This is a genomic window from Pantoea sp. X-Soil-YNGN-844 (genome assembly GCF_059730595.1).
On record NZ_AP036007.1, the window covers coordinates 1171501 to 1195922 of the forward strand.

A 24422-nucleotide genomic window follows, 5' to 3' on the forward strand; every position below is an offset into this window, starting at 1 on the left:
AGATAATGAGTAGCGTAGATATTCTCGTTCCCGACCTGCCTGAATCGGTTGCCGATGCCTCCGTGGCAACCTGGCACAAAAAACCAGGCGATGCAGTGACTCGCGATGAAGTGCTGGTCGAAATCGAAACCGACAAAGTGGTGCTGGAAGTGCCAGCCTCTGCTGACGGTATCCTGGAAGCCGTTCTGGAAGAAGAGGGCGCCACCGTCACTTCACGCCAGATTCTGGGTCGTCTGAAAGAGGGCAACAGCGCCGGTAAAGAGACCAGCGCGAAGTCTGAAAGCAAAGAGTCTACCCCGGCTCAGCGTCAGACTGCGTCACTGGAAGAAGAGAGCAACGATGCGCTCAGCCCGGCCATCCGCCGTCTGATTGCCGAGCACAACCTTGATGCTTCGCAGATCAAAGGCAGCGGTGTGGGCGGACGTCTGACCCGTGAAGATGTTGAAAAACATCTGGCCAACAAACCACAGGCCGCCAAAGCCGCCGCACCTGCGGCAGAAACTGCAGCCGTGCAGCAGCCTGTGGCGAATCGCAGCGAAAAACGCGTGCCGATGACCCGTCTGCGTAAGCGTGTTGCCGAGCGTCTGCTGGAAGCAAAAAACAGCACTGCGATGCTGACCACCTTCAACGAAATCAACATGAAGCCCATCATGGATCTGCGCAAGCAGTATGGTGAGGCCTTCGAGAAGCGTCACGGTGTACGTCTGGGCTTTATGTCCTTCTACATCAAAGCGGTTGTTGAAGCACTGAAACGCTATCCGGAAGTGAATGCCTCCATCGATGGCGAAGATGTGGTTTACCACAACTACTTCGACGTCAGCATCGCGGTCTCTACGCCACGCGGTCTGGTGACACCGGTTCTGCGTGACGTTGATGCGCTGAGCATGGCGGACATTGAGAAGAAAATCAAAGAGCTGGCAGTGAAAGGCCGTGACGGCAAGCTGACAGTTGACGATCTGACCGGCGGTAACTTCACCATTACCAATGGCGGCGTCTTTGGTTCCCTGATGTCCACCCCGATCATCAACCCACCGCAGAGCGCCATCCTGGGCATGCACGCTATCAAAGATCGCCCGATGGCGGTCAATGGTCAGGTTGTGGTGCTGCCAATGATGTACCTGGCGCTCTCCTACGACCACCGTCTGATCGATGGCCGTGAATCAGTGGGTTATCTGGTTGCAGTGAAAGAGATGCTGGAAGATCCGGCGCGTCTGCTGCTGGATGTCTGATTTTCACCGGGCGCGCCTCGCGCGCCCAACCTCAATACTCTTTTCAGACCTGAATGGATAGAACATCATGAACTTACACGAATACCAGGCGAAACAACTGTTTGCACGGTATGGCATGCCGGCACCAACGGGTTACGCCTGTACTACACCACGTGAAGCGGAAGAAGCAGCCTCTAAAATTGGCGCAGGCCCGTGGGTAGTTAAATGTCAGGTTCATGCCGGTGGCCGCGGTAAAGCGGGCGGTGTGAAAGTGGTTAACAGCAAAGAAGAGATCCGCGCATTTGCTGAAAACTGGCTGGGCAAACGTCTGGTGACCTATCAGACAGACGCAAACGGCCAGCCGGTAAACCAGATTCTGGTTGAAGCGGCAACCGACATCGATCAGGAGCTCTACCTGGGCGCTGTGGTCGATCGCGCAACGCGTCGCGTGATTTTCATGGCCTCAACCGAAGGTGGCGTGGAAATCGAAAAAGTGGCGGAAGAGACCCCGCATCTGATCCACAAAATGGCGCTGGACCCACTGACCGGTCCGCAGCCTTATCAGGGCCGCGAGCTGGCATTCAAACTGGGCCTGACCGGTAAGCTGGTTGGTCAGTTCACCAAGATCTTCATGGGTCTGGCAACGCTGTTCCTGGAGCGCGATCTGGCGATGGTTGAGATCAACCCGCTGGTCATCACCAAACAGGGCGATCTGATCTGCCTGGATGGCAAACTGGGCGCCGATGGCAATGCCCTGTTCCGCCAGCCAGAGCTGCGCGAAATGCGCGATCCAAGCCAGGAAGACCCACGTGAAGCGCATGCGACACAGTGGGAACTGAACTATGTTGCGCTGGAAGGCAACATCGGTTGTATGGTTAACGGCGCAGGTCTGGCGATGGGCACTATGGACATCGTTAAGCACCATGGCGGTCAGCCAGCCAACTTCCTTGATGTCGGCGGCGGCGCAACGAAAGAGCGCGTGACCGAAGCCTTCAAAATCATCCTGTCTGACGATGCGGTTAAAGCCGTCTTCGTTAACATCTTCGGCGGTATCGTACGCTGTGACCTGATTGCCGACGGCATCATCGGTGCAGTCGCTGAAGTGGGTGTTAACGTGCCAGTGGTGGTACGTCTGGAAGGTAACAACGCCGAGCTGGGCGCACAGAAACTGGCGGACAGCGGTCTGAACATCATTGCAGCAACCAGCCTGACAGACGCCGCACAGCGTGTTGTTGCTGCCGCGGAGGGTAAATAATGTCCATTCTGATCGACAAAAATACTAAAGTCATTTGCCAGGGTTTCACCGGTGGCCAGGGGACTTTCCATTCTGAGCAGGCGCTGGCTTACGGCACTCAGCTGGTTGGCGGCGTGACGCCAGGCAAAGGCGGCACGACGCATCTCGGCCTGCCGGTGTTCAACACCGTACGCGAAGCGGTAGAAGCGACCGGCGCAACTGCCACCGTGATCTACGTTCCTGCACCTTTCTGTAAAGATGGCATCCTGGAAGCGATCGAAGCGGGCATCAAACTGATCATCACCATCACCGAAGGTATCCCGACACTGGATATGCTGACTGTGAAAGTGAAGCTGGATGAAGCGGGCGTGCGGATGATCGGTCCAAACTGTCCGGGCGTAATCACCCCAGGCGAATGTAAGATCGGCATCATGCCGGGCCACATTCACCAGCCGGGCCGTGTCGGTATCGTATCCCGTTCAGGCACCCTGACCTATGAAGCAGTTAAGCAGACCACTGACATCGGCTACGGCCAGTCAACCTGCGTCGGCATCGGTGGTGACCCGATCCCGGGCTCTAACTTCATCGACATCCTGAAAATGTTCCAGGATGATCCACAGACTGAAGCGATCGTGATGATCGGTGAAATCGGTGGCAGCGCAGAAGAAGAAGCCGCAGCCTTCATCAAAGAGCACGTGACCAAGCCGGTTGTAGGCTACATTGCTGGCGTCACCGCGCCGAAAGGCAAGCGCATGGGCCATGCGGGCGCCATCATTGCCGGTGGTAAAGGTACAGCAGATGAGAAATTTGCTGCACTGGAAGCCGCAGGCGTGAAAACCGTTCGCAGCCTGGCTGACATCGGTGACGCAGTTAAAGCCGTATTACCGGCAAAATAAGTCGTCGTCATCTGAGACTAAGCCACCTCCGGGTGGCTTTTTTTATGCCGGTAACGCACAGATATCACCCAGACATGTAAAGAGAAGATGGCGTGGTCAGATAACCACGCAGGTATTAGTTACGTTAATAAAAAGTGGCAAAGGTAAACTATTTTTCCCCGCCTTATTTCATTAATGACATTTTCTTAACAAGAAACCCACCTGACTTTATCTGGAAACTTATTGCGTTAATCCAGATCAATTAATCGCGATTTATATCCAACTATATCGCTGGCAAAGCGCAACGCTAAGAGCGTAAATTGCGCTGCATCAATCCAGCCTTTTACACAAATTTTCAAACGTCTGCTCAACCCGGGATGACACCCGCTTTCCTCCTGTTAAAGCACGCGTTAATGAAAGCGCGGATTGACAATTTTCAGAGCTGCTTTATTCGCTACTCGCCTGTTCGGGCAGCTCACAAATCTGTTCTGCTGGTCATAAAAAAACTGGAATCAATAAACAGTCGTTCCTGACTCTGATTACGTTCGTTCTGATCGCGCGCGTGACGGAGACAAAGCGAGGAGCAAGGAGTCATTATGTTAGATATCGTCGAGCTGTCGCGGTTACAGTTTGCCTTAACAGCGATGTACCATTTTCTGTTCGTCCCTTTAACGCTGGGTATGGCGTTTTTGCTGGCGATCATGGAGACGGTCTATGTCCTGAGCGGTAAACAAATTTATAAAGATATGACGAAGTTCTGGGGCAAGTTATTTGGTATTAACTTTGCGCTGGGTGTCGCTACCGGCCTGACCATGGAATTTCAGTTCGGAACAAACTGGTCATATTACTCTCACTACGTCGGCGATATCTTCGGCGCGCCGCTCGCCATTGAAGGTCTGATGGCGTTCTTCCTGGAATCGACCTTTGTCGGCCTGTTCTTTTTTGGCTGGGATCGGCTGGGTAAAGTGCAGCACATGGCGGTGACCTGGCTGGTGGCGCTGGGCTCGAACATGTCCGCGCTGTGGATTCTGGTTGCTAACGGCTGGATGCAGAATCCCATCGCCTCTGAATTCAACTTCGAAACCATGCGCATGGAGATGGTCAGCTTCTCAGAGCTGGTATTGAACCCGGTGGCGCAGGTGAAATTCGTTCACACCGTTGCGGCCGGTTACACCACCGGCGCGATGTTTATTCTGGGGATCAGCGCGTGGTACATGCTGAAAGGGCGTGACCTTGCTTTTGCTAAACGCTCGTTCGCTATTGCGGCCAGCTTTGGTATGGCGGCGGTCCTCTCCGTGATTCTGCTGGGCGATGAGTCCGGCTATGAAATGGGCGACGTGCAGAAAACCAAGCTGGCCGCTATCGAAGCGGAGTGGGAAACCCAGCCGGCACCAGCCTCATTTACGCTGTTTGGCCTGCCCGATCAGGCAACGCAGGAGAACCGGTATGCCGTGCAGATCCCGTGGCTGCTGGGCCTGATCGCGACGCGATCCATCGATAAGCCGGTCACCGGCCTGAAAGATCTGATGGCTCAGCATGAAGTGCGCATCCGCAACGGCATGAAAGCCTACACGTTGCTGAATGAACTGCGCAGCGGCAGTCAGGATCCCGCAGTACGTGACGCGTTCAACAGCCACAAGCAGGATCTCGGTTATGGTCTGCTGCTGAAGCGCTATACCGACAATGTGGCGGATGCGACCGAAGCGCAGATCAAACAGGCGACGCAGGACTCTATCCCGCGCGTAGCGCCGCTCTATTTCGCATTCCGCATCATGGTGCTGTGTGGCGTACTGCTGCTGGGCATTATCACGCTCTCTTTCTGGAGCGTAATACGCAATCGCGTGGGCAAAAATCGCTGGTTACTGAAAGCGGCGCTGTTTGGTATTCCGTTACCCTGGATTGCCGTCGAGTCAGGCTGGTTCGTAGCCGAGTATGGTCGTCAGCCCTGGGCTATCGGTGAAATCCTGCCGACCGCTGTGGCCAACTCCTCGCTGACTGTTGGCGATCTGTTGTTCTCGATGATCCTGATCTGCGGACTCTACACGCTGTTCCTGGTGGCAGAGATGTACCTGATGTTCAAATTCGCCCGCCTTGGGCCGAGCAGCCTGAAAACCGGGCGTTATCATCATGAGCAGATTACGGCAACCACTCAGCCGGTTCAGGGATAAGGAGAGCGACCATGTTTGATTATGAAGTTCTGCGCTTTGTCTGGTGGCTGCTGATTGGCGTGCTGCTGATTGGCTTTGCTGTCGCAGATGGTTTTGATATGGGCGTCGGGATGCTGACACGTATTCTGGGCCGCACCGATACTGAACGTCGCATCATGATTAACAGTATCGCCCCGCACTGGGACGGTAACCAGGTCTGGCTGATCACCGCGGGTGGCGCACTGTTTGCCGCCTGGCCGATGGTCTACGCGGCGGCCTTCTCCGGCTTCTATGTGGCGATGATTCTGGTGCTCGCATCACTCTTCTTCCGTCCGGTTGGTTTCGATTACCGCTCGAAGATTGAAGATAACCGCTGGCGCGGTGCCTGGGACTGGGGCATTTTCATTGGCAGCTTCGTGCCACCGCTAGTGATTGGCGTGGCCTTTGGCAACCTGTTGCAGGGCGTGCCGTTCCATGCCGATGCGTATCTGCGCCTGTTCTATACCGGCAACTTCTTCCAGCTGCTGAATCCGTTTGGCCTGCTGGCGGGTGTGGTCAGTGTGGCGATGATTCTGGCACAGGGCGCAACCTACCTGCAGATGCGCACCACTGGCGAACTGCATCTGCGTTCGCGTACCGCTGCACAACTTGCCGCGCTGGTGATGATGGTCTGCTTCATCCTGGAGGGTGTCTGGGTGAAATACGGTATTGATGGCTATGTGGTGACCAGCACAATGGATCACTTCGCCGCCTCGAACCCACTGGGAAAAACTGTCGTGCGCGAAGCGGGTGCCTGGATGGTCAACTTCCAGAACCATCCTGTACTGTGGCTGTTCCCGCTGCTTGGTTCGGTGCTGCCGCTGCTGACCGTACTTTGCTCGCGGGTTGAGAAGGGCGCCTGGGCGTTTCTGTTCTCATCACTGACACTGGCCTGCGTCATCATGACCGCTGGCATTGCAATGTTTCCGTTCATCATGCCATCCAGCACCGTACCGGGGACCAGCCTGACCATGTGGGACGCAACGTCCAGTCTGCTGACGCTGCAAACCATGACCGTGGCCGCCGCTATCTTTGTCCCAATCATTCTGATTTACACCACCTGGTGTTACTGGAAGATGTTTGGCCGTATTACCAAAGAGCAGATTGAAAGCAACAGTCACTCACTCTATTAATAAAGGAGATGTCGCATGTGGTATTTTGCCTGGATTCTCGGCACGTTGCTGGCCTGTGCCTTTGGTATCGTGACCGCGCTGGCGATTGAACACGTTGAAGCGCAGGATGAGACTCACTGATGCGCACGCCAGTTCGGATGCTCTATGATCTGATGGATAAGGGCCCCTTACGGGCCCTTTCACTGCTGCTGGCGCTGCTGACGGCGGGCGGCGTGATGTGGGATCCGACCCATTTTGCTAATCAGGCGGGCCAGCTTCCTGCTCTGCAGGGGCTGGTACTGATCTGGGCGGTCTGCTGCGGCGTAATTCACGGTGTGGGTTTCCGGCCACGGAAAACCCGATGGCAGGCGCTGTTTACGCCGTTACCGGCTCTGCTGGTGTTAGTGATTGCGCTTTACCGTTTTTACTTTTAATCCCCGCCTCACCCGCGCTGTTAGTGAATATTTGTCAGCATCTGGTCAATAAATCTCTCTGAAATCGTTCCGTTTGTTACGGAGCGATAATTATTTTCGCCTGGCTCTGGCGACCCATTCCCAACCCCAATTCTCTTGCGTATAGTAGCAACGTTTAAAACGAGGCTGGGATGTAGAGTGAGTACAACGCTGTTTCGCTGGCCGGTTCGGGTCTACTACGAAGATACTGATGCCGGTGGTGTGGTTTATCACGCCAGCTATATCGCTTTTTATGAACGAGCACGTACCGAAATGTTGCGACAGCACCATTTCAATCAGCAGACGCTGTTAGAACAGCAGATCGCTTTTGTGGTACGGCGCATATCGGTGGACTATCTGGCGGCGGCGCGTCTTGATGACCTTCTGGAGATCCAGAGTGAGGTCACATCAATGACACGGGCTACCATGACGTTCACGCAGCGTATCGTGAATACTGAAGGCAAAGTGCTCAATGAGGCAGAAGTCCTGATTGCCTGCATTAACCCACATCTGATGAAGCCGATTGCGCTTCCCAAGTCTATTGTCGCGGAGTTCAAGCAGTGACTGACATGAACATTCTTGATTTGTTCCTGAAGGCGAGCCTTCTGGTCAAACTTATCATGTTGATTTTGATCGGCTTTTCTATTGCCTCCTGGGCCATCATTATTCAGCGCACACGTATTCTGAATGCGGCGGGAAGAGAAGCGGAGGCGTTTGAAGACAAATTCTGGTCTGGCATCGAACTTTCGCGCCTGTATCAGGAGAGCCAGGAGCGCCGGGAAGAACTGGGCGGCTCGGAGCAGATTTTCTATTCCGGCTTCAAAGAGTTTGCCCGCCTGCATCGCGCCAATAATCATGCGCCGGAAGCGGTCATTGACGGGGCGAGTCGTGCTATGCGCATCTCAATGAACCGCGAGCTGGAAGCACTGGAAAACCACATTCCATTCCTCGGCACCGTCGGCTCTATCAGTCCTTACATCGGACTGTTCGGTACCGTCTGGGGAATTATGCACGCCTTTATCGCGCTCGGCGCGGTGAAGCAGGCGACGCTGCAGATGGTGGCACCGGGTATCGCTGAAGCACTGATTGCGACCGCTATCGGTCTGTTTGCCGCGATTCCGGCGGTTATGGCGTACAACCGTTTGAACCAGCGCGTGAACAAACTGGAGCAGGGCTACGACAACTTTATGGAAGAGTTCACTGCCATCCTGCATCGCCAGGCTTTCTCCAGCGATAGCGCTAAGTAAATAGAGGTTAATGATGGCCAGAGTACGTGGTCGCAAAAGCCGCGACCTGAAGTCGGAAATCAACATCGTTCCGCTACTGGACGTCCTGCTGGTGCTGTTGCTGATCTTCATGGCGACGGCACCCATTATTACCCAGAGCGTGGAAGTGGATCTGCCTGATGCGACCGACTCTAAAACGGTTTCCAGCGATGATAATCCGCCGGTAATTGTTGAAGTGGCGGGCGTGGGGCAGTACAGCCTGGTCGTGGATCACGACCGCATGGACCAACTCCCGCCTGAGCAGGTAATCAGCGAAGCGCAGCGTCGACTGGAAGCGAATCCTAAGACGGTCTTTTTGATCGGGGGCGCGAAAGAGGTGCCTTACGATGAAATTATTAAAGCGCTCAACCTGCTGCATCAGGCGGGTGTTAAATCTGTCGGTTTGATGACGCAGCCGATTTAAAATCGAACCGTTTTTTGGGAACCGAGTGTGTCGAAGGCAACCGAGCAAAACGAGAAGTTAAAGCGCGCGATAATCATTTCGGTGATTCTGCATATCGTGCTGATCGCACTGCTGATTTGGAGCTCGTTTAATGAGCACGTTGACCCCAGCAGTGCGGGTGGCGGTGGCAGTGATATTGATGCAGTGATGGTCGATCCCGGTGCCGTCGTCAGCCAGTACAATCGTCAGCAGAACCAGCAGAGCGACAGCCAGCGGGCGGAGCAGCAGCGTAAAAAGCAGGCGCAGCAGCAGGCTGAAGAGCTGCAACAGAAACAGGCCGCTGAACAGCAGCGTCTGAAAGCGCTGGAAAAAGAGCGTCTGGCCGCGCAGGAAACGGCGAAAGAAGAGGCCAAACAGCAGGCTGAGCAGCAGAAAGCCGCCGAAGAGGCCGCTAAACAAGTTCAGGAGCAACAGAAAACGGCGGAAGCGGCCGCAGCCAAAGCCAAAGCAGATGCAAAAGCCGAGGCGGATGCACAGGCAAAAGCCGCCGCCGAGCAGGCGAAGCAGGCCGCAGCCGACGCAAAGAAGCAGGCTGATCAGCAGGCGAAAGCCGCCGCGGCCGCCGCGGCAAAAGAGAAAGCTGTTGCGGAAGCTAAAGCAAAGTCTGAAGCGGATGCAAAAGCGGCAGCCGAAGCCAAAGTGAAAGCGGCGGCGGAGGCAAAAGCTAAAGCGGCCGAAGAGGCGAAAGAGAAAGCCGCTGAAGCCAAAGAAAAAGCAGCCGAGGCAGCGAAAGAGAAAGCTGAGGCCGCTAAAGAAGCGGCTAAAGAGAAGGCAGAAGCGGCTGCGAAGGCGAAAGCCGATGCTGCGGCAAAAGCCAAAGCCGATGCGGCAGCCAAAGCAAAAGCGGATGCTGCTGCTAAGGCCAAAGCAGATGCGAAAGCGAAAGCCGCAGCGGATGCCGCCAATGACAGCGATGTCGATGATTTACTGGGTGGACTCGCTTCCGGCAAAAATGCACCGAAAAGCGGCACTTCCGGTGGCGCAGCAGGGCAGGGAAACCAGAAGAAAGCGGGCGCATCAGGCGCGGAAATCAACTCCTATATGGGGCAGGTTGTCAGTGCGATTCAGAGCCGATTCTACGATGCCGATCTGTATCGCGGAAAAACCTGTGATTTGCGGATTAAACTTGCGCCTGATGGCTTGTTAATCGATGTTAAGTCAGAGGGTGGCGATCCTGCGCTCTGTCAGGCCGCGATTGCTGCCGCTAAACAGGCACGTATTCCGAAGCCGCCTTCGCAGGCAGTCTACGAAGTGTTTAAAAACGCCCCAATGCGTTTTAAACCGCAATAATGCAGTAACGGGCGGCAAGTTGTTCTATGTTTAGCTTGCCGTACTTAAGTTGTACTCGTGGTTTCCAGGAACAGTGCCAATTATCGTGGACTGAGGTTCAGATAAGGGAGATAAAATGAAGCAAGCTCTTCGCGTTACGTTAGGCTTTTTTATCCTGCTGTGGGCAGCCGTGCTGCATGCAGAAGTTCGAATTGAGATCACCCAGGGTGTCAACACTGCGCGCCCGATTGGCGTGGTGCCGTTTAAATGGGCGGGTGCGGGTGCCGCGCCGGAAGATGTCGGCGGCATCGTAGCGGCTGACCTGCGTAACAGTGGCAAATTTAATCCACTGGACCGCTCGCGTCTGCCACAGCAGCCTGCCAGTGCACAGGAAGTTCAGCCTGCCGCCTGGAGCGCGCTCGGCATTGATGCCGTTGTCGTCGGTCAGGTCGCTTCTAACCCGGATGGCAGCTATCAGGTTTCTTACCAGCTGGTGGATACCGGCGGTGCGCCAGGTACCGTACTGGCACAGAACTCGTATAAAGTGACTAAACAGTGGCTGCGTTATGCTGCCCACACGGCCAGTGACGAAACCTTCCAGAAGCTGACCGGCATTAAAGGTGCTTTCCGTACCCGCATCGCCTATGTCGTGCAGACCAACGGCGGTCAGTTCCCGTATGAGCTGCGCGTCGCTGACTACGATGGTTACAATCAGTTCGTGGTACATCGTTCACCACAGCCACTGATGTCGCCAGCCTGGTCTCCGGATGGCAGCAAAGTTGCTTACGTGACCTTTGAAAGCGGCAAATCTGCGCTGGTGGTTCAGACGCTGTCTAACGGTGCTATCCGTCAGGTCGCCTCTTATCCACGTCATAACGGTGCACCGGCGTTTTCGCCAGATGGCTCTAAGCTCGCTTTCGCGCTCTCTAAAACCGGCAGCCTGAACCTCTATGTGATGGATCTGGCGTCAGGTCAGACGCGTCAGGTGACAGATGGTCGCTATAACAGTACTGAACCGACCTGGTTCCCGGACAGCCAGACGCTGGCTTATACCTCGGATCAGGCGGGAGCCCCTCAGATCTATAAAGTCGGTCTGAATGGCGGCACGCCGCAGCGTATTACCTGGGAAGGTGGTCAGAACCAGGATGCGGATGTCGCAACAGATGGTAAATCTATGGTGATGATTAGCACCAGCGGTGGCGCTCAACACGTCGCCAAACAGGATCTGGAAACGGGAGCCGTTCAAACGTTAACGGACACGTTCCTGGATGAAACGCCGAGCCTGGCACCAAACGGCACAATGGTAATCTATAGCTCTACTCAGGGGATGGGTTCCGTGCTGCAGTTGGTTTCAACCGACGGTCGTTTCAAAGCGCGTCTTCCGGCAACTGATGGACAGGTCAAATTTCCTGCCTGGTCGCCGTATCTGTAATGTCTGACAGTTCAGACATCGCAAACAATAAACAATAATGGGATTTTTGAAATGCAACTGAACAAAGTGCTGAAGGGTTTGATGCTGGCTCTGCCGGTTCTGGCAGTAGCGGCTTGTAGCTCACACAAAAACAACAACAATGACCAGACTGGCATGGGCGCTGATGGCGCTTACGGTGCAAACTCTGGCATGAACGGTAACGGCGGCAACATGTCTTCTGACGAGCAGGCTCGTCTGCAGATGCAGCAGCTGCAGCAGAACAACATCGTGTACTTCGGCCTGGACAAGTATGACGTTCAGTCTGATTACGCACAGATGCTGGATCAGCACGCGACCTTCCTGCGCAGCAACCCATCATACAAAGTGACCATCGAAGGTCACGCGGATGAGCGCGGTACGCCGGAATACAACATCGCCCTGGGCGAACGTCGTGCTAACGCCGTTAAAATGTACCTGCAGGGTAAAGGCGTGTCGGCTGATCAGATGTCTATCGTTTCTTACGGTAAAGAGAAGCCAGCCGTTCTGGGTCATGACGAAGCAGCGTATTCTAAAAACCGTCGTGCCGTACTGGTCTACTAAGAGAATCACATGGTTAGTAACTTCAGACGTCATCTGTTGAGTCTGTCGTTACTGATTGGCGTAGCGGCCCCCTGGGCCGCTAATGCCCAAGCGTCAATCAGTAGCGTTGGCTCCGGCTCGGTCGAAGACCGTGTCACCACTCTTGAACGAATCTCTAATGCCCAGGCACAGCTGATGCAGCAACTGCAGCAGCAGATGAGCGATAACCAGCGTGATATCGATGCGCTGCGTGGGCAAATCCAGCAAAACTCGTATCAGTTGAATCAGGTGGTTGAGCGGCAGAAGCAGCTTTACCAGCAGATTGACAGCCTGAGCAGCGCCAGCAGCAGCGGCGGGCAACAGGCAGCCGCCGGCAGCGATGCCGCAGCAGATACCGGCGCAGCAGCCACCGCAGGCGCGGCAGCATCCACGGAGAGCGCACCTGCGCAGACCGGTGACGCTAACAGCGATTACAATGCGGCTGTGGCGTTGATTCTGGAGAAGAAACAGTATGACCAGGCGATCAGCGCGCTTCAGGCGTGGGTAAAACGTTACCCTGATTCGACCTATCAGCCGAATGCGAATTACTGGCTGGGTCAGCTGAACTACAACAAAGGCAAAAAGGACGACGCGGCGTATTATTACGCTACGGTGGTGAAGAACTATCCGAAGTCGCCGAAAGCTGCAGAAGCGTTGCTGAAAGTGGGTGTCATCATGCAGGAGAAGAAAGACACGGCGAAAGCCAAAGCGGTCTTCCAGCAGGTGATCAAACTTTATCCAGACACCGAATCTGCTAAACAGGCGCAGAAACGTCTGGCAAGCCTGTAATTTGTCCGGTTCAGACCAGATATCGTGTGATTTCTGGTCTTGCCGTATGAAAGGTAAGCAACTGAAGCATTTAGCAGAAATAAGAGTTGCGCTACCCCGCTAAATCAGTAATATATGCCGCCGTTGCCGGGACACATTGCAAAGTGTCTGGTCAGCCTGAAGATGGGTCGTTAGCTCAGTTGGTAGAGCAGTTGACTTTTAATCAATTGGTCGCAGGTTCGAATCCTGCACGACCCACCATCTCCTTCAGACGCGCTTTACCGCGCAGTTTTAAGAAGAACACTTCAGCATTGCTTCACAACCTAAGATGGGTCGTTAGCTCAGTTGGTAGAGCAGTTGACTTTTAATCAATTGGTCGCAGGTTCGAATCCTGCACGACCCACCATCTTATCTCAGCCGCCTGGCGCGCTGAACGGTTGTAAGCCCCCAGCGGGTCGTTAGCTCAGTTGGTAGAGCAGTTGACTTTTAATCAATTGGTCGCAGGTTCGAATCCTGCACGACCCACCAATTAGAATGAAGCGCCCTTTGGGCGCTTTTTTCGTTTTCAGGGCACGGCCTTTATCGTGCGGGTTCGACAGAATAAGTACAAAACGTCTCACAAGTTTGAGATTGTCAGTGAAGTCTGTTCGGGATTGCTGAGAGATCGAGCCTGCGCAGAGAACACGGTCAGATCGGAAAGACGCAAAAGCCGTCATCCATGACGTGCTCGGCCCGCGCCGTCCTGGCGCGGGACGCTTTCCTCCTCTGACCGTGTTCCCTGCGCGTCGGGCTTATTTGTTGCTGGAGGATTAAAGCTGATTTAGCTTTCTCGGCCATCTAAAAGCGCTACTGGCGATAACCCTGTTCACTGCTCGTTTTGCTTTCTGCGTTGCGGGAAGATTTAAAGTGGTTTGGCTTTTTCAGCGGTTTGAACGAGTCTTACGTCGCTTTCATCATTACTGCGATATCCACTATGCGGGGCAAGGTGCCAACCTGAATCCCCACACCCGCCGTCACGCCTTTTTCTTTATCTTCGCCACTGCCAGGCTTTCCCAGATATGCATCACCGCATAGCTGCGCCAGGGACGCCAGGATTGCGAACGCGCTTCCGCTTCTTTCGATGACATGCCGCCCAGGTTATTACGGATGGCAATATCTTCCTTGGGAAAGGCATCCGGCCAGCGCAGGGCGCGCATCGCGATATAGTGCGCCGTCCAGGGACCAATGCCCGGCAGGCTGACCAGCTTTTTTATCACCTCGTCAGGCTGCTGAGCGGCGCTGAGACGCAGGTCGCCGCTGGCGCAGGCGCTGGCAAAAGCAATGATGGCGCGGGAGCGCGCGGCGCTGACAATGCCCATCGGTGCGACATCGTCCACCGTCAGTCCGGCGATGCGTTCAGGAAGCGCGGTATAACGGGTGAGATCGGCAAAAGGCGTCTCGCAGGGCTCACCAAAGGCGGCGGCAAAACGGCTGCTGACCGTGGTGGCCGCTTTGACAGTTACCTGCTGGCCAATAATGGCGCGCACGCCCAGCTCAAAGGCGTCGAATGCGCCGGGCACGCGCAAACCGGGATGTGCGATCAGGCTAGTCGCCAGCAGCGGATCCTGGGCCAGGCAGGCGGCGATACGCTGTGGCTGCGCATCGAGATCGAACAGGTCACGCAGACGACGCAGCAGCAGAGGCAGCACCGGCGTCAGGGACGTTGAGAGCGTCACCTGCAATGCGTTCTTCTGCGGCAGATGAGAAACGCTGACCCAGCCCCGGCAGCGACCCAGCGCCACGGTGCGCCGCCAGCTGCCATCTTCCACCGCTTCGACCTCCTTCATCAGGTGCGTCTGCAAAAACCAGAGCATCGCCGCCCAGTCATAGGGGGGGCGGTAGGTCAGCCGCAGCGTCACGCGGTCGCCGGGCTGCGCCCGCTTCGTGCCGGTATCATCCCGGCGCAGCGCGCTCGGCGTCATGCGGTAGCGCGCCTGGAACACATCATTAAACCGGCGCAGGCTGCTGAAACCGCTGGCGTAGGCGACCTCTGTGACAGGCAACTGTGTTTCTGTCAGAAGCTGTTTTGCCAGCAGCATTCGCCGCGTCTGCTTCAGCTCCAGCGGCGAAACGCCGAGTTCATGCTGCACGATACGGCGCAGCTGACGCAGGCTGAGGCCGAATTCCGCAGCAATCGCTTCCAGGCCTTCGCGCTCCTCCAGCATGCCTTCCTCAATGCGCTGAATCAGCCGCTCTGCGACGCGGTGCGGCTGATCAACCGGCGCATTGCCGGGTGCCAGTTCTGGCCGGCAGCGCAGGCAGGGACGAAAGCGCGCTTTTTCCGCCGCCTCGGCGCTGCTGAAGAAAAGGCAGTTCTTCTGCATGGGTGCCTTGACCGGGCAGACCGGACGGCAATAGATACCGGTTGACGTCACGCCCACAAAGAAGACGCCGTCAAAGCGGGTATCACGAGAGGTCAGCGCCTGATAGGCAATTTCGGGATCGAGCATGGCATTTCTCCGGCAAATAGGGACAGCCTATACCGGCTGGATCCGTCAGACTGGCTGTTTTCGGACAGCAAAACAGTTTAACGCCATGACCGGAAACAGCCAGTCAGGGGGAAAAAAAGTGCGATACTGGATGACGGAACCGTGACGGGAGAATCACCATGTACTACTTCAAACCGATAGTTACCCCGGTGGGCGAGCTGAAACTGGTCGCCAGTGACAGTGGCCTGGCGGGCATCTTGTGGGAAAACGACGATCCGAAGCGCACCCGATTTTTGCCGCAGACGCGCAATGACGATCATCCCATTCTGATCGAAACTGAGCGTCAGCTCAGCGAATACTTTACCGGTGAGCGTCGCTGCTTTGAGCTGCCGCTCGACATGGTCGGCACCGACTTTCAGAAAAAAGTCTGGCAGGCGCTGGTGGCGATTCCATTTGGTGAAACGCGCAGCTACAGTCAGATTGCCAGAGAGATCGGTCATCCGCAGGCAGTACGGGCGGTTGGCGCGGCCAATGGCCGTAATCCACTCTCCATTGTTGCGCCATGCCACCGCGTGATTGGCGCTAACGGCAAGCTGACCGGCTTTGCAGGCGGGCTGGATATCAAAGCCTTCCTGCTGGCGCTGGAAGCGCCGCAGTCGCTTATCGACAAAGCAGCTTCAGAGCCGGTCCAGTTAGTGATACAGGCGGACTAAAAATCCCACGACACAGTCTGGCTTTTCCGCTATCGTGTTTAGCATATAAAACACGATGGCGGATTGAACGCCATTATTCGCCTTTACTGGCGATTTTCGTTAATTAGATAAAACGAGAGCTGTGTCATGAGTGTGATGTTCGATCCTGAAAGCGCCGTTTACCCTTTTCCGCCTAAACCTGCTCGTCTGAGTGACGACGAGAAGGCGTTTTACCGTGAGAAAATCAAAGCGCTGCTGAAGGCGCGTAACGCGGTGATGGTGGCGCACTACTACACCGATCCGGAAATCCAGGCGCTGGCGGAAGAGACCGGCGGCTGCGTCTCCGACTCGCTGGAGATGGCGCGCTTTGGCAGTAATCACCCGGCGACCACGCTGCTGGTAGCAGGCGTGCGCTTTATGGGCGAAACCGCCAAAATCCTCAGCCCGGAGAAAAGCGTGCTGATGCCGACGCTGCAGGCGGAGTGCTCACTGGATCTCGGCTGCCCGATTGAAGAGTTTAACGCCTTCTGTGATGCCCATCCCGATCGCACCGTCGTGGTCTATGCCAACACCTCAGCGGCGGTCAAAGCGCGGGCCGACTGGGTAGTGACCTCCAGCATTGCGGTTGAGCTGATTGAGCATCTCGACAGCCTGGGCGAAAAGATTATCTGGGCGCCGGATCGTCACCTGGGCCGCTACGTCACTCAGAAGTCGGGCGCGGACGTGCTGTGCTGGCAGGGCGCCTGCATTGTGCATGACGAGTTTAAAACCCAGGCGCTGCAGCGTATGAAAGCGCTCTATCCCGACGCGGCAGTGCTGGTGCACCCGGAGTCGCCACAGGCGATTGTCGATCTGGCGGACGCGGTCGGCTCGACCAGCCAGCTGATTCAGGCGGCGAAATCCCTGCCGCATCCGCAGATGATTGTGGCGACCGATCGTGGCATCTTCTACAAAATGCAGCAAATGGTGCCGGATAAAGAGCTGCTGGAAGCGCCGACTGCCGGCGAGGGCGCAACCTGCCGCAGCTGTGCACACTGTCCGTGGATGGCGATGAACGGCCTTAAAGCCATCGCAGAGGCGCTGGAGACGGGCGGCGCGGAACATGAGGTTCAGGTGGATGAGACGCTGCGAGAGGCGGCGTTACTGCCGCTAAATCGCATGCTATCCTTTGCAGCGGAACTTAAACTCAACGTGAAGGGCAACGCCTAAGCGTTCCCGGACAGGTGCTCAGCATGGACTTCTTCAGCACACATAATATTCTGGTTCACATTCCTCTGGGTGCCGGAGGCTACGATCTCTCATGGATTGAGGCCATCGGCACGCTGGCGGGCTTACTCTGTATCTGGTTTGCCAGCCTGGAAAAAATCATCAACTATCCGTTCGGTCTGATCAACGTCACGCTGTTTGCGGTGATATTCTTTCAGATCCAGCTCTATGCCAGCCTCCTGCTGCAGCTCTTCTTCTTTGCCGCCAATATCTATGGCTGGTACGCCTGGAGCCGTCAGACCGCCGATCATCAGGCCGAGCTGAAAATCCGCTGGCTGCCACTGCCCAAAGCGCTGGCCTGGGCGGCGGGCTGTGTGATCGCCATTGCGCTGATGACCCTTTATATCGACCCGGTTTTTGCGCTGTTAACCCGTGCAGCGGTGACGCTTATGAACGGTATTGGCCTGTCGGTGGCGATGCCCGCGTTGCAGCCGGATGCCTTCCCGTTCTGGGATTCCTGCATGATGGTGTTGTCGATTGCGGCGATGGTGCTGATGACGCGCAAATATGTTGAGAACTGGCTGCTGTGGGTCATCATCAACGTGATTAGCGTGATGATTTTCGCCCGTCAGGGCGTGTATGCGATGTCGCTGGAGTATGTGATTCTGACACTGATTGCGCTGAACGGATCGCGTATGTGGATCCGCAGCGCGCGGCAACAGGGTTCCCGCGCGCTGTCGGCTCAGTGAGTGTGTGCTTCGCCTTTAGCGTGAGCAGGGTCATGATCATGGTCGTGAGAATGACTGTGATCATGGCCGGAGGCAGCTGCGCTGCTTAAGCCGAGTTCACACTCGGCTCCGGCACAGGGCTGATACTCCATCTGCACCGTCGCATGCGCAATCTGGTAGTTCTGGCGCAGGTAGTCGTGAATACGATGCAGCAGCGCATCGTGATCGTAAGGCGGGATCACCTGCGCATGCAGTGTCAGCAGCGGCTTTTCGCCGACCTGCCACAAATGCACATGGTGAACATTGCGCACTTCGGCGATGTTCAGCGTCAGATCCCGTATCAGCCGGTTCACATCCAGTGAATGCGGTGCCCCTTCCAGTAACTCCTGCAGACTTTCACGCAGCAGCGCCCAGGCGCTGCGCAGCACCAGCAGGGAGACCAGTAGTGACAGAATCGGGTCGATAGGCGTCCAGCCGGTCAGCAGGATGATTACCGCCGCCACAATCGCGCCCACCGAACCTAGCAGGTCACCCATGACATGCAGCGCGGCGGCACGCACGTTGAGGTTCTTCTCTCCGCTGCCGTGGTGCAGCAGCCAGAACGACAGAATATTGGCCAGCAGGCCGCCAACTGCGATCCCCAGCATCAAGCCGCCCGTGACCGGCTGCGGGTCGGCAAAGCGGCGCACCGCTTCCCAGACGATCAGCGTGGTAATGCCCAGCAGTGCGATGGCGTTAACAAACGCGGCCAGTGTAGTCAGGCGCAGCAGGCCAAAGGTGTGACGTGCATTAGGTTTACGGCGCGAGAACTGCACCGCCAGCAAGGCCATCAGCAGTGCTGCAGCATCGGTCAGCATATGCCCGGCGTCCGCCAGCAGCGCCAGTGAACCGGAGAGCCAGCCGCCAATCACTTCAGCAACCATGAAGACGACGGTCACCCCGAAGGCGGCCGCCAGACGCGTGCGATTACTATCCTGCCCGCTATGAGTGTGGGTATGTGCCATAAGTTTCCAGTTTTTTCAGTAACCTGTTTACGAATAATATCAGTAATTGCCACGTCTCAGACGTGTCCTGATGCTGTTTAACCTGCTCCGTCAGCTGCTGGCTGAGCTGCGCGCCATGTTCCAGCCCTGCCAGCAGGCAGCTTCCTTTCATCCGGTGTGCTGCTTCGGCTAATTGCGTCCAGTCTGCGCGTTCGTGTGCCTCACGCATCACAGCCAGGTCCTGTGTCACCGTACTGTGCAGGGTCTGGCTCAGACGGCTGAGGAATTTGTCATTCTGCTGCGCCAGCTGCCATAGGTTGTCATCCAGCGATGCCAGCGGGTCTTCCTGCCACGCCTGCTGCCATTCCGCCAGCAGCGCGCTGAGATCGGCTAACTGTACAGGTTTAATCAGCACCCGCTCGCCCGCCTCAGGCGGCCGTGACAGCAGCTGCGCGTCAGCCGAGCAGAGTACCCGCATCGCCTGACGTCCACGCTGGCGGTCACGCCGACGCAATATCCGCAGCAGCAGCGTACCGTCAGGGCGCGGCATCATCTGGTCGATAAACAATAGATCATAAGGCTGCTTTGCGTCGGCCTGCAGCAGCGCGCGTCCCTGTTCGAAGGTGTCAGCCTGAATCGCAAAGCGCGCCAGCTGCTGCTGCATCACCAGCAGATTGGCTGGATGGTCATCGACAATCGCCACCTTAAGCTGAGGAAAGCCGGGCAGGGACGTCTCATCCGCCTGGCTTAGCGGCGCGCAGATCTCCAGCGGCAGCGTTACGGTGACCTGAGTGCCGTGACCGGGTTCAGAGGCGAGCCGGATGTCGCCGCCCATCCGCAACACCATTTCCCGGCAGATAAACAGCCCCAGCCCGCTGCCCTGTACCGAGACGGATTTTCCGGACGGCGCCTGATACCACGGGTCAAACAGCTTCTGCTGTTCCTCCGGCGGAATCCCGCTGCCGCTATCGCTCACCGTCAGAACCAGCTGCTGCTCTGCGGCCAGCGTCAGACGAATCGCGCCGTGACGGGTAAATTTCAGCGCATTGGTCATCAGGTTATTGACCACCTGCTGCAGGCGGTCGGCATCAATCAATACGGTGTCAGGCAGCGGCGTCAGCGCCTCGACGATCAGACGCGGGCCGTCAGCGCGCATCAACGGATGATAAAAATGCTGCTGTTGGTCGAGCCACTGCGCCAGCGCCAGCGGACGGGGCGCCAGGGTAAAACTGTTGCTCTCGATGCGTGCATGATCCTGCAGGTCATTCAGCAGAGTCAGCAGCGATTGTGCGCTGCTGTGCAGCAGCGAAAGATTCTGGCTGCTGTGCTGCTGCTTCTCCAGCTCCAGCAGACCCAGGATCGCCTGCATCGGCGTGCGCAGTTCATGGCTGACGGTCGCCAGGAACTGGCTTTTCATCGCATTGGCATGTTCCGCCTGCTCACGCTGCTGACGTTCCCGGCGCTGCTGCCAGTAGCGGCGCGCCAGCAGCAACAGCAGCAGCACAATGGCTGCACCGGCTACTGCCAGCACCACCCTCGGCAGCGAACGCATTACCATCACGCTGCCGGGCTGCGGCGGCGTTGACCAGCTATCACGCATCTGGCTCTGGGTATCGGCCGGAATCTGCTGCAGCGCGCGATCCAGCAGGGTACGCAGCACTGGCTGGTCCGGCGTGACGCCCAGCGCAATCGGCCAGGCGATGTCGCTGGCAGCAAAGGCGAGGTGAATGCGGGCATCATCGCGGCTGGCGATACGCCAGCGGGCGGAGAGCACGTTATCGACCAGCGCGTCGATCTGCCCCTTTGCCAGCGCGTCATAGAGGCTATTACGGTCGGCAAACAGCTGTGGCTGCAGATCCGCAGGCAGCAGACGCAGCGCCAGGTCATTCTGCAACACGCCGATCTGCTTGCCACGCAGGTCGCGCCAGTGCGCCAGCGTATCGGACTGGACGCTGTAGATGCCCCACAGCGCGCGCCACACCGGCAGCGACGTGCTCTGCATCGCATCGCCATTCAGCGGCTGCATCAGCTGCAGCATTGCCTGCTTTTGCTGAATCAGCGTGCTGGCCTGACGGGGATTACTGACCCACACCGGCTCAAACTCTAATCCGGTACTCTGTGCAATCGCTTTCAGCAAATCCACGCCATAGCCCCGGGCGGTTCCGCTGGCATCGCGATAACTCCAGGGATAGTTGTCCGGTTCGGCGGTGTAGGTAATACGCGGATGATCGGCAATCCAGGTGCGTTCAGCGGGGCTGAGCATCAGAGTCTGGGTATCCTGATAGCGCGGCAGGCTGCTGCTCCAGCGCGCCTGTAGCGTGTTCATCAGTTCTGCAGGCAGCTGACGCAGGCTCTGATTTATCCAGCTGATAAGCTGGGGATCGCGCGCCACCGCGCGCAGGTTAAGCTGGCCGGCTTCAATGTGGGAGGCGATCTGATAAATCTGGCCCTGTTGCAGCTGGCTTAGCAGAAAGCCGGCGCTGGTTTCATCCGCCACCACATAGTCATTCTGCTGATTAAGCAGGGTATAGAGCGCCTGCAGGTCGCTGCTGTAGCGTCGCCAGCTGTGACGGGCCGCCAGCGCAGATGGTAGCTGAGCCAGGGTGCTGTCACTAATTGCAAGCGAGGCATTCTGGCTGTTGAACATTACGGCACGCTGGTTTTGCTGATTGCGATAAACCCGCAGCGGACTGCTGAACCAGTTATCGCTGCTCAGGGTACCGGGTGGCAGCGGGGCGCTCCACATGCCCAGCGCAAAATCGATCTGGCCGCTGGTCAGCGCCTGCATCAGATGCGGCTGATCGCTGTAAAGGTTGAGGGTGAACTGTGCGCCGGTCAGCTGTCGCAGCGCGGAAAGATAGTCGGCGTTGATACCATAGAGGTCATTGCCGATATGCATCGTCCAGGGCGCGTGGTTTTCTTCCAGCAGGCCGACGCGCAGGATCCTGCCCTGCATGGTTTCCGCATGGGTCACCGGCAGCATCATCGGCAGATTCACGCTGCTCACCGGACGCACCTCAGCCAGGCCGGTGCCGCACCAAAACAGCAGTAACAGCAGCAGAATTCTCACTGCTGCGCTTTCCACAGGTCAGCCAGTTCCACCACTGATCGGGCACCGGTTTTTTCCAGAATGTTCTTTTTATGGGTGCTGACCGTTTTGTTACTGATGTGCAGCTGAGCCGCGATTTGCAGATTGGATAACCCACTGGCCAGCAGTGCCAGAATCTGACGCTCCTTCTGGGTCAGCGGCAGCTCGGGCTCATCATCCATCTCCGGAAAGGCCGTCTGACCGCCCAGCACCGCCAGGATGGCGCTGAGCAACTGTGTCATGCGCTGACTCTTTACCACGTAACCGGCCGCCCCCAGCGCCTGAGCGCGACGTACATAGTGGCGGGTCTGCTGCGCGGAGTAGATCAGGACCGGGCATTCGGGGCGATGGATCTTCAGGCGACGCAGGAACTCCAGCCCGTCGCTGTCCGGCAGGCCGATATCCAGCACAATAATGTCCGGTTGCTCCTGAAGTAAGGGGCGGGCAGCTTTTTCACTGCTGGCAGAGAGGAGCTTAACGGGTATAGGCGACTGGCTCAGGGCAGCTTCAAGTGCCACTTCAACCAGCGGATGATCGTCAATCAGAAGCAAAACGGCCATGAAGGATTTCCTGTAAATTTCACAGGATTAGCATAGCGGAAGAGTGGGGCTGAGGGGAGAAAAACCCGGAGAGCCGCAGCTCTCCAGGCTAAACAGAATTACTGTGAAGTTCCGTCGGTTTTCGTGTTTACGTCACCGCCGCCCACTTTGGTCTGAACTTTTTTATTCACGTTCGGACATTTGCCATCTTTACACTGGCTGTTCTGGTCAATTTCGTTAGCAGACATATTACCATTGCTGGTGCTGCTGCCAGACGTTGCAGGATTAGTGTCGGTGCCAGTGTTATTAATTTTGCTGTTATCGACATTATTCGGTGGCAGGTTCTCTTTCGCTCCACCCGCTGCTGCACCTGCACTGGCCGCCTGGTTCGCTGTACCGTTATTGCTGCTGCTGTCTGCAGCCAGTACCGCACCGCTGCTCAGTGTCATTGCTGCTGTCAAAAAAATTAAGGCAAACTTTTTCATCATTATGCTCCCGTTAATAAATGAAGAGGCTTTAAGCCCGGAGGTGCAATTTCGGGTAAAGAAATCCCTGACGAAATAAAATTCGCCAGTTGGCTTAAACAGGGTAATTAAATAAGGTAAGCGGGACGTTCCTCAGTGCTTACCATTAAAAAGTCTAGTCGCTAACCTGATTAATGCAAATATGACTCGCACATTTAACCCGCAGCGGGAATTTACACCCCTGGCGCTTCGGGCTACATTGGACAGGATGTGTCCGGCGGGCGCCGGGCAAGAAATAATATGGAATCAGTATGAATTACCAGAACGATGATTTACGCATCAAAGAGATTAAAGAGCTGTTACCTCCTGTTGCGCTGCTCGAAAAATTCCCGGCGACCGATCGTGCTGCACAGACCGTTTCACAGGCCCGTCAGGCGATTCATCAGATCCTGCAGGGCAAGGACGATCGTCTGCTGGTGGTGATTGGACCCTGCTCAATTCATGACACTGACGCGGCGAAAGAGTATGCAAGCCGCCTGCTGGCGCTGCGTGATGAGCTCAAAGGCGAGCTGGAAGTGGTCATGCGGGTCTATTTTGAAAAGCCGCGCACGACGGTGGGCTGGAAAGGGCTGATTAACGACCCGTATATGGATAACAGCTACCAGCTCAACGACGGTCTGCGTCTGGCGCGCAAGCTGCTGCTGGAGATTAATGACAGCGGTTTACCGGCGGCTGGCGAGTTTCTGGATATGATTACCCCGCAGTATGTGGCAGACCTGATGAGCTGGGGCGCGATTGGTGCGCGTACTACGGAATCTCAGGTTCACCGCGAGCTGGCATCCGGTCTTTCCTGTCCGGTCGGTTTCAAAAACGGCACCGATGGCACCATTAAGGTTGCGATCGATGCGATTAACGCGGCGGGTTCACCGCACTGTTTCCTGTCAGTAACCAAGTATGGTCATTCTGCCATTGTGGAAACCAGCGGCAACGGTGACTGTCATATCATCCTGCGCGGCGGCAAAGAGCCGAACTACAGTGCGCAGCATGTCGCTGATGTTAAAGCGGGTCTGGCGAAAGCGGGTCTGCCACAGCAGGTGATGATCGATTTCAGCCATGCCAACAGCAGCAAGCAGTTCCAGCGTCAGATGGTTGTGGCAGACGATGTTTCACAGCAGCTGATCAATGGTGAGCAGGCGATTGTCGGCGTGATGATTGAGAGTCATCTGGTGGAAGGCAACCAGAGCCTGGAGAGCGGCGAGCCGCTGGTCTATGGCAAAAGCGTCACCGACGCCTGTATCGGATGGGAAGATACCGACAAGGTGCTGCGTCAGCTGGCGGCAGCGGTTAAACAGCGCAGCGGTTGATTAAGACGAGTGACAAAGGCTGCCCTGAT

Annotated in this window: 23 protein-coding genes and 3 tRNA genes; 21 read left to right on the forward strand and 5 right to left on the reverse strand. The window is 56.4% G+C overall.

Annotation, left to right across the window (positions count from 1 at the left end):
* The first annotated feature begins 5 nt into the window (after positions 1–5).
* The 17 genes from odhB (at position 6) to AC6I8C_RS05420 (ending at position 13389) form a co-directional block, all read left to right on the forward strand.
* Complete coding sequence (gene odhB / locus AC6I8C_RS05340; protein ID WP_061061927.1) at positions 6–1229, forward strand: 2-oxoglutarate dehydrogenase complex dihydrolipoyllysine-residue succinyltransferase; 1224 nt, start codon at positions 6–8, stop codon at positions 1227–1229.
* A gap of 67 nt (positions 1230–1296) precedes the next feature.
* Positions 1297–2463 carry an ADP-forming succinate--CoA ligase subunit beta gene (sucC, locus tag AC6I8C_RS05345; protein ID WP_003853151.1) on the forward strand — a complete coding sequence of 389 codons (1167 nt, stop codon included), beginning with the start codon at positions 1297–1299 and terminating at the stop codon, positions 2461–2463.
* Positions 2463–3338 carry a succinate--CoA ligase subunit alpha gene (gene sucD, locus AC6I8C_RS05350; protein ID WP_013357147.1) on the forward strand — a complete coding sequence of 292 codons (876 nt, stop codon included), beginning with the start codon at positions 2463–2465 and terminating at the stop codon, positions 3336–3338. The genes sucC and sucD overlap by 1 nt, the downstream gene beginning before the upstream one ends.
* 575 nt (positions 3339–3913) lie before the next feature.
* Positions 3914–5485, forward strand: coding sequence for a cytochrome ubiquinol oxidase subunit I (cydA, locus tag AC6I8C_RS05355; protein WP_061061929.1), 1572 nt, complete (start codon positions 3914–3916; stop codon positions 5483–5485).
* 11 nt (positions 5486–5496) lie between these two features.
* Positions 5497–6636, forward strand: coding sequence for a cytochrome d ubiquinol oxidase subunit II (gene cydB / locus AC6I8C_RS05360; RefSeq protein WP_497821815.1), 1140 nt, complete (start codon positions 5497–5499; stop codon positions 6634–6636).
* Between the two features lie 15 nt (positions 6637–6651).
* Positions 6652–6756: a cytochrome bd-I oxidase subunit CydX gene (gene cydX / locus AC6I8C_RS05365; RefSeq protein ID WP_013357150.1), complete on the forward strand. Its 105-nt coding sequence runs from the start codon at positions 6652–6654 to the stop codon at positions 6754–6756.
* On the forward strand, positions 6756–7049 hold the full coding sequence (gene ybgE / locus AC6I8C_RS05370; RefSeq protein WP_497821816.1) for a cyd operon protein YbgE: 294 nt from the start codon (positions 6756–6758) through the stop codon (positions 7047–7049). Before cydX ends, ybgE begins: the two co-directional genes overlap by 1 nt.
* Before the next feature lie 177 nt (positions 7050–7226).
* A complete protein-coding gene (ybgC, locus tag AC6I8C_RS05375; RefSeq protein ID WP_010260759.1) occupies positions 7227–7631 on the forward strand; it encodes a tol-pal system-associated acyl-CoA thioesterase in 405 nt (134 codons plus the stop codon).
* Positions 7628–8314: a Tol-Pal system protein TolQ gene (gene tolQ / locus AC6I8C_RS05380; RefSeq protein WP_003853142.1), complete on the forward strand. Its 687-nt coding sequence runs from the start codon at positions 7628–7630 to the stop codon at positions 8312–8314. The genes ybgC and tolQ overlap by 4 nt, the downstream gene beginning before the upstream one ends.
* Positions 8315–8327: 13 nt before the next feature.
* Positions 8328–8756, forward strand: a complete 429-nt coding sequence (gene tolR / locus AC6I8C_RS05385; RefSeq protein ID WP_013357153.1) for a colicin uptake protein TolR — start codon at positions 8328–8330, stop codon at positions 8754–8756.
* 27 nt (positions 8757–8783) lie between these two features.
* Entirely contained in the window at positions 8784–10085 is a 1302-nt protein-coding gene (gene tolA / locus AC6I8C_RS05390; protein ID WP_497821817.1) for a cell envelope integrity protein TolA, read from the forward strand.
* A 115-nt stretch (positions 10086–10200) separates the two neighbouring features.
* Positions 10201–11496 carry a Tol-Pal system beta propeller repeat protein TolB gene (tolB, locus tag AC6I8C_RS05395; RefSeq protein ID WP_110331519.1) on the forward strand — a complete coding sequence of 432 codons (1296 nt, stop codon included), beginning with the start codon at positions 10201–10203 and terminating at the stop codon, positions 11494–11496.
* A 51-nt stretch (positions 11497–11547) separates the two neighbouring features.
* The gene (gene pal, locus AC6I8C_RS05400) at positions 11548–12075 is read left to right on the forward strand and encodes a peptidoglycan-associated lipoprotein Pal (protein ID WP_003853135.1); all 528 of its coding nucleotides are present in this window, start codon (positions 11548–11550) and stop codon (positions 12073–12075) included.
* 9 nt (positions 12076–12084) lie between these two features.
* The gene (gene cpoB / locus AC6I8C_RS05405; protein WP_497821818.1) at positions 12085–12882 is read left to right on the forward strand and encodes a cell division protein CpoB; all 798 of its coding nucleotides are present in this window, start codon (positions 12085–12087) and stop codon (positions 12880–12882) included.
* Positions 12883–13046: 164 nt separating this feature from the next.
* Positions 13047–13122: transfer RNA gene (locus AC6I8C_RS05410), tRNA-Lys, on the forward strand.
* A 69-nt stretch (positions 13123–13191) separates the two neighbouring features.
* A tRNA-Lys gene (locus tag AC6I8C_RS05415) sits at positions 13192–13267 on the forward strand.
* 46 nt (positions 13268–13313) lie between these two features.
* Positions 13314–13389: transfer RNA gene (locus AC6I8C_RS05420), tRNA-Lys, on the forward strand.
* A gap of 485 nt (positions 13390–13874) precedes the next feature.
* On the opposite strand, the gene AC6I8C_RS05425 is transcribed toward AC6I8C_RS05420, so the two are convergent.
* On the reverse strand, positions 13875–15350 hold the full coding sequence (locus tag AC6I8C_RS05425) for an AlkA N-terminal domain-containing protein (protein WP_497821819.1): 1476 nt from the start codon (positions 15348–15350) through the stop codon (positions 13875–13877).
* A 158-nt stretch (positions 15351–15508) separates the two neighbouring features.
* Between AC6I8C_RS05425 and AC6I8C_RS05430 the strand changes: the two genes are divergently transcribed.
* From AC6I8C_RS05430 to pnuC, 3 genes are all read left to right on the forward strand, one after another.
* The gene (locus AC6I8C_RS05430; protein ID WP_497821820.1) at positions 15509–16042 is read left to right on the forward strand and encodes a methylated-DNA--[protein]-cysteine S-methyltransferase; all 534 of its coding nucleotides are present in this window, start codon (positions 15509–15511) and stop codon (positions 16040–16042) included.
* A gap of 126 nt (positions 16043–16168) precedes the next feature.
* Positions 16169–17230, forward strand: coding sequence for a quinolinate synthase NadA (gene nadA, locus AC6I8C_RS05435; protein WP_497821821.1), 1062 nt, complete (start codon positions 16169–16171; stop codon positions 17228–17230).
* Between the two features lie 23 nt (positions 17231–17253).
* The gene (gene pnuC, locus AC6I8C_RS05440) at positions 17254–17976 is read left to right on the forward strand and encodes a nicotinamide riboside transporter PnuC (RefSeq protein ID WP_013357161.1); all 723 of its coding nucleotides are present in this window, start codon (positions 17254–17256) and stop codon (positions 17974–17976) included.
* Here the strand turns inward: pnuC and zitB are convergent.
* The 4 genes from zitB to AC6I8C_RS05460 all read right to left on the reverse strand — a co-directional run bounded on the left by zitB (position 17970) and on the right by AC6I8C_RS05460 (position 23053).
* Positions 17970–18959 (reverse strand): CDF family zinc transporter ZitB, encoded by a 990-nt coding sequence (gene zitB, locus AC6I8C_RS05445; protein WP_497821822.1) that lies wholly within the window; start codon positions 18957–18959, stop codon positions 17970–17972. The two genes, pnuC and zitB, sit on opposite strands and share 7 nt — an antisense overlap.
* A complete protein-coding gene (locus tag AC6I8C_RS05450) occupies positions 18937–22023 on the reverse strand; it encodes a hybrid sensor histidine kinase/response regulator (protein ID WP_497821823.1) in 3087 nt (1028 codons plus the stop codon). Before AC6I8C_RS05450 ends, zitB begins: the two co-directional genes overlap by 23 nt.
* Positions 22005–22586 (reverse strand): response regulator, encoded by a 582-nt coding sequence (locus AC6I8C_RS05455; RefSeq protein WP_497821824.1) that lies wholly within the window; start codon positions 22584–22586, stop codon positions 22005–22007. Before AC6I8C_RS05455 ends, AC6I8C_RS05450 begins: the two co-directional genes overlap by 19 nt.
* A 98-nt stretch (positions 22587–22684) precedes the next feature.
* Positions 22685–23053, reverse strand: a complete 369-nt coding sequence (locus tag AC6I8C_RS05460) for a YbgS-like family protein (RefSeq protein ID WP_497821825.1) — start codon at positions 23051–23053, stop codon at positions 22685–22687.
* Between the two features lie 287 nt (positions 23054–23340).
* On the opposite strand from AC6I8C_RS05460, the gene aroG reads away from it, so the two are divergent.
* The gene (gene aroG, locus AC6I8C_RS05465) at positions 23341–24393 is read left to right on the forward strand and encodes a 3-deoxy-7-phosphoheptulonate synthase AroG (protein ID WP_497821826.1); all 1053 of its coding nucleotides are present in this window, start codon (positions 23341–23343) and stop codon (positions 24391–24393) included.
* Positions 24394–24422 lie beyond the last annotated feature (29 nt).

Coding starts and splice junctions, on each gene's coding strand:
- AC6I8C_RS05430 (WP_497821820.1), top strand. CDS start 15,509: ATGTACTACTTCAAACCGATAGTTACCCCGGTGGGCGAGCTGAAACTG.
- nadA (WP_497821821.1), top strand. CDS start 16,169: ATGAGTGTGATGTTCGATCCTGAAAGCGCCGTTTACCCTTTTCCGCCT.
- sucC (WP_003853151.1), top strand. CDS start 1,297: ATGAACTTACACGAATACCAGGCGAAACAACTGTTTGCACGGTATGGC.
- pal (WP_003853135.1), top strand. CDS start 11,548: ATGCAACTGAACAAAGTGCTGAAGGGTTTGATGCTGGCTCTGCCGGTT.
- cydB (WP_497821815.1), top strand. CDS start 5,497: ATGTTTGATTATGAAGTTCTGCGCTTTGTCTGGTGGCTGCTGATTGGC.
- cydX (WP_013357150.1), top strand. CDS start 6,652: ATGTGGTATTTTGCCTGGATTCTCGGCACGTTGCTGGCCTGTGCCTTT.
- AC6I8C_RS05425 (WP_497821819.1), bottom strand. CDS start 15,350: ATGCTCGATCCCGAAATTGCCTATCAGGCGCTGACCTCTCGTGATACC.
- AC6I8C_RS05455 (WP_497821824.1), bottom strand. CDS start 22,586: ATGGCCGTTTTGCTTCTGATTGACGATCATCCGCTGGTTGAAGTGGCA.
- sucD (WP_013357147.1), top strand. CDS start 2,463: ATGTCCATTCTGATCGACAAAAATACTAAAGTCATTTGCCAGGGTTTC.
- tolB (WP_110331519.1), top strand. CDS start 10,201: ATGAAGCAAGCTCTTCGCGTTACGTTAGGCTTTTTTATCCTGCTGTGG.
- ybgE (WP_497821816.1), top strand. CDS start 6,756: ATGCGCACGCCAGTTCGGATGCTCTATGATCTGATGGATAAGGGCCCC.
- zitB (WP_497821822.1), bottom strand. CDS start 18,959: ATGGCACATACCCACACTCATAGCGGGCAGGATAGTAATCGCACGCGT.
- tolR (WP_013357153.1), top strand. CDS start 8,328: ATGGCCAGAGTACGTGGTCGCAAAAGCCGCGACCTGAAGTCGGAAATC.
- AC6I8C_RS05460 (WP_497821825.1), bottom strand. CDS start 23,053: ATGATGAAAAAGTTTGCCTTAATTTTTTTGACAGCAGCAATGACACTG.
- odhB (WP_061061927.1), top strand. CDS start 6: ATGAGTAGCGTAGATATTCTCGTTCCCGACCTGCCTGAATCGGTTGCC.
- aroG (WP_497821826.1), top strand. CDS start 23,341: ATGAATTACCAGAACGATGATTTACGCATCAAAGAGATTAAAGAGCTG.
- cpoB (WP_497821818.1), top strand. CDS start 12,085: ATGGTTAGTAACTTCAGACGTCATCTGTTGAGTCTGTCGTTACTGATT.
- cydA (WP_061061929.1), top strand. CDS start 3,914: ATGTTAGATATCGTCGAGCTGTCGCGGTTACAGTTTGCCTTAACAGCG.
- pnuC (WP_013357161.1), top strand. CDS start 17,254: ATGGACTTCTTCAGCACACATAATATTCTGGTTCACATTCCTCTGGGT.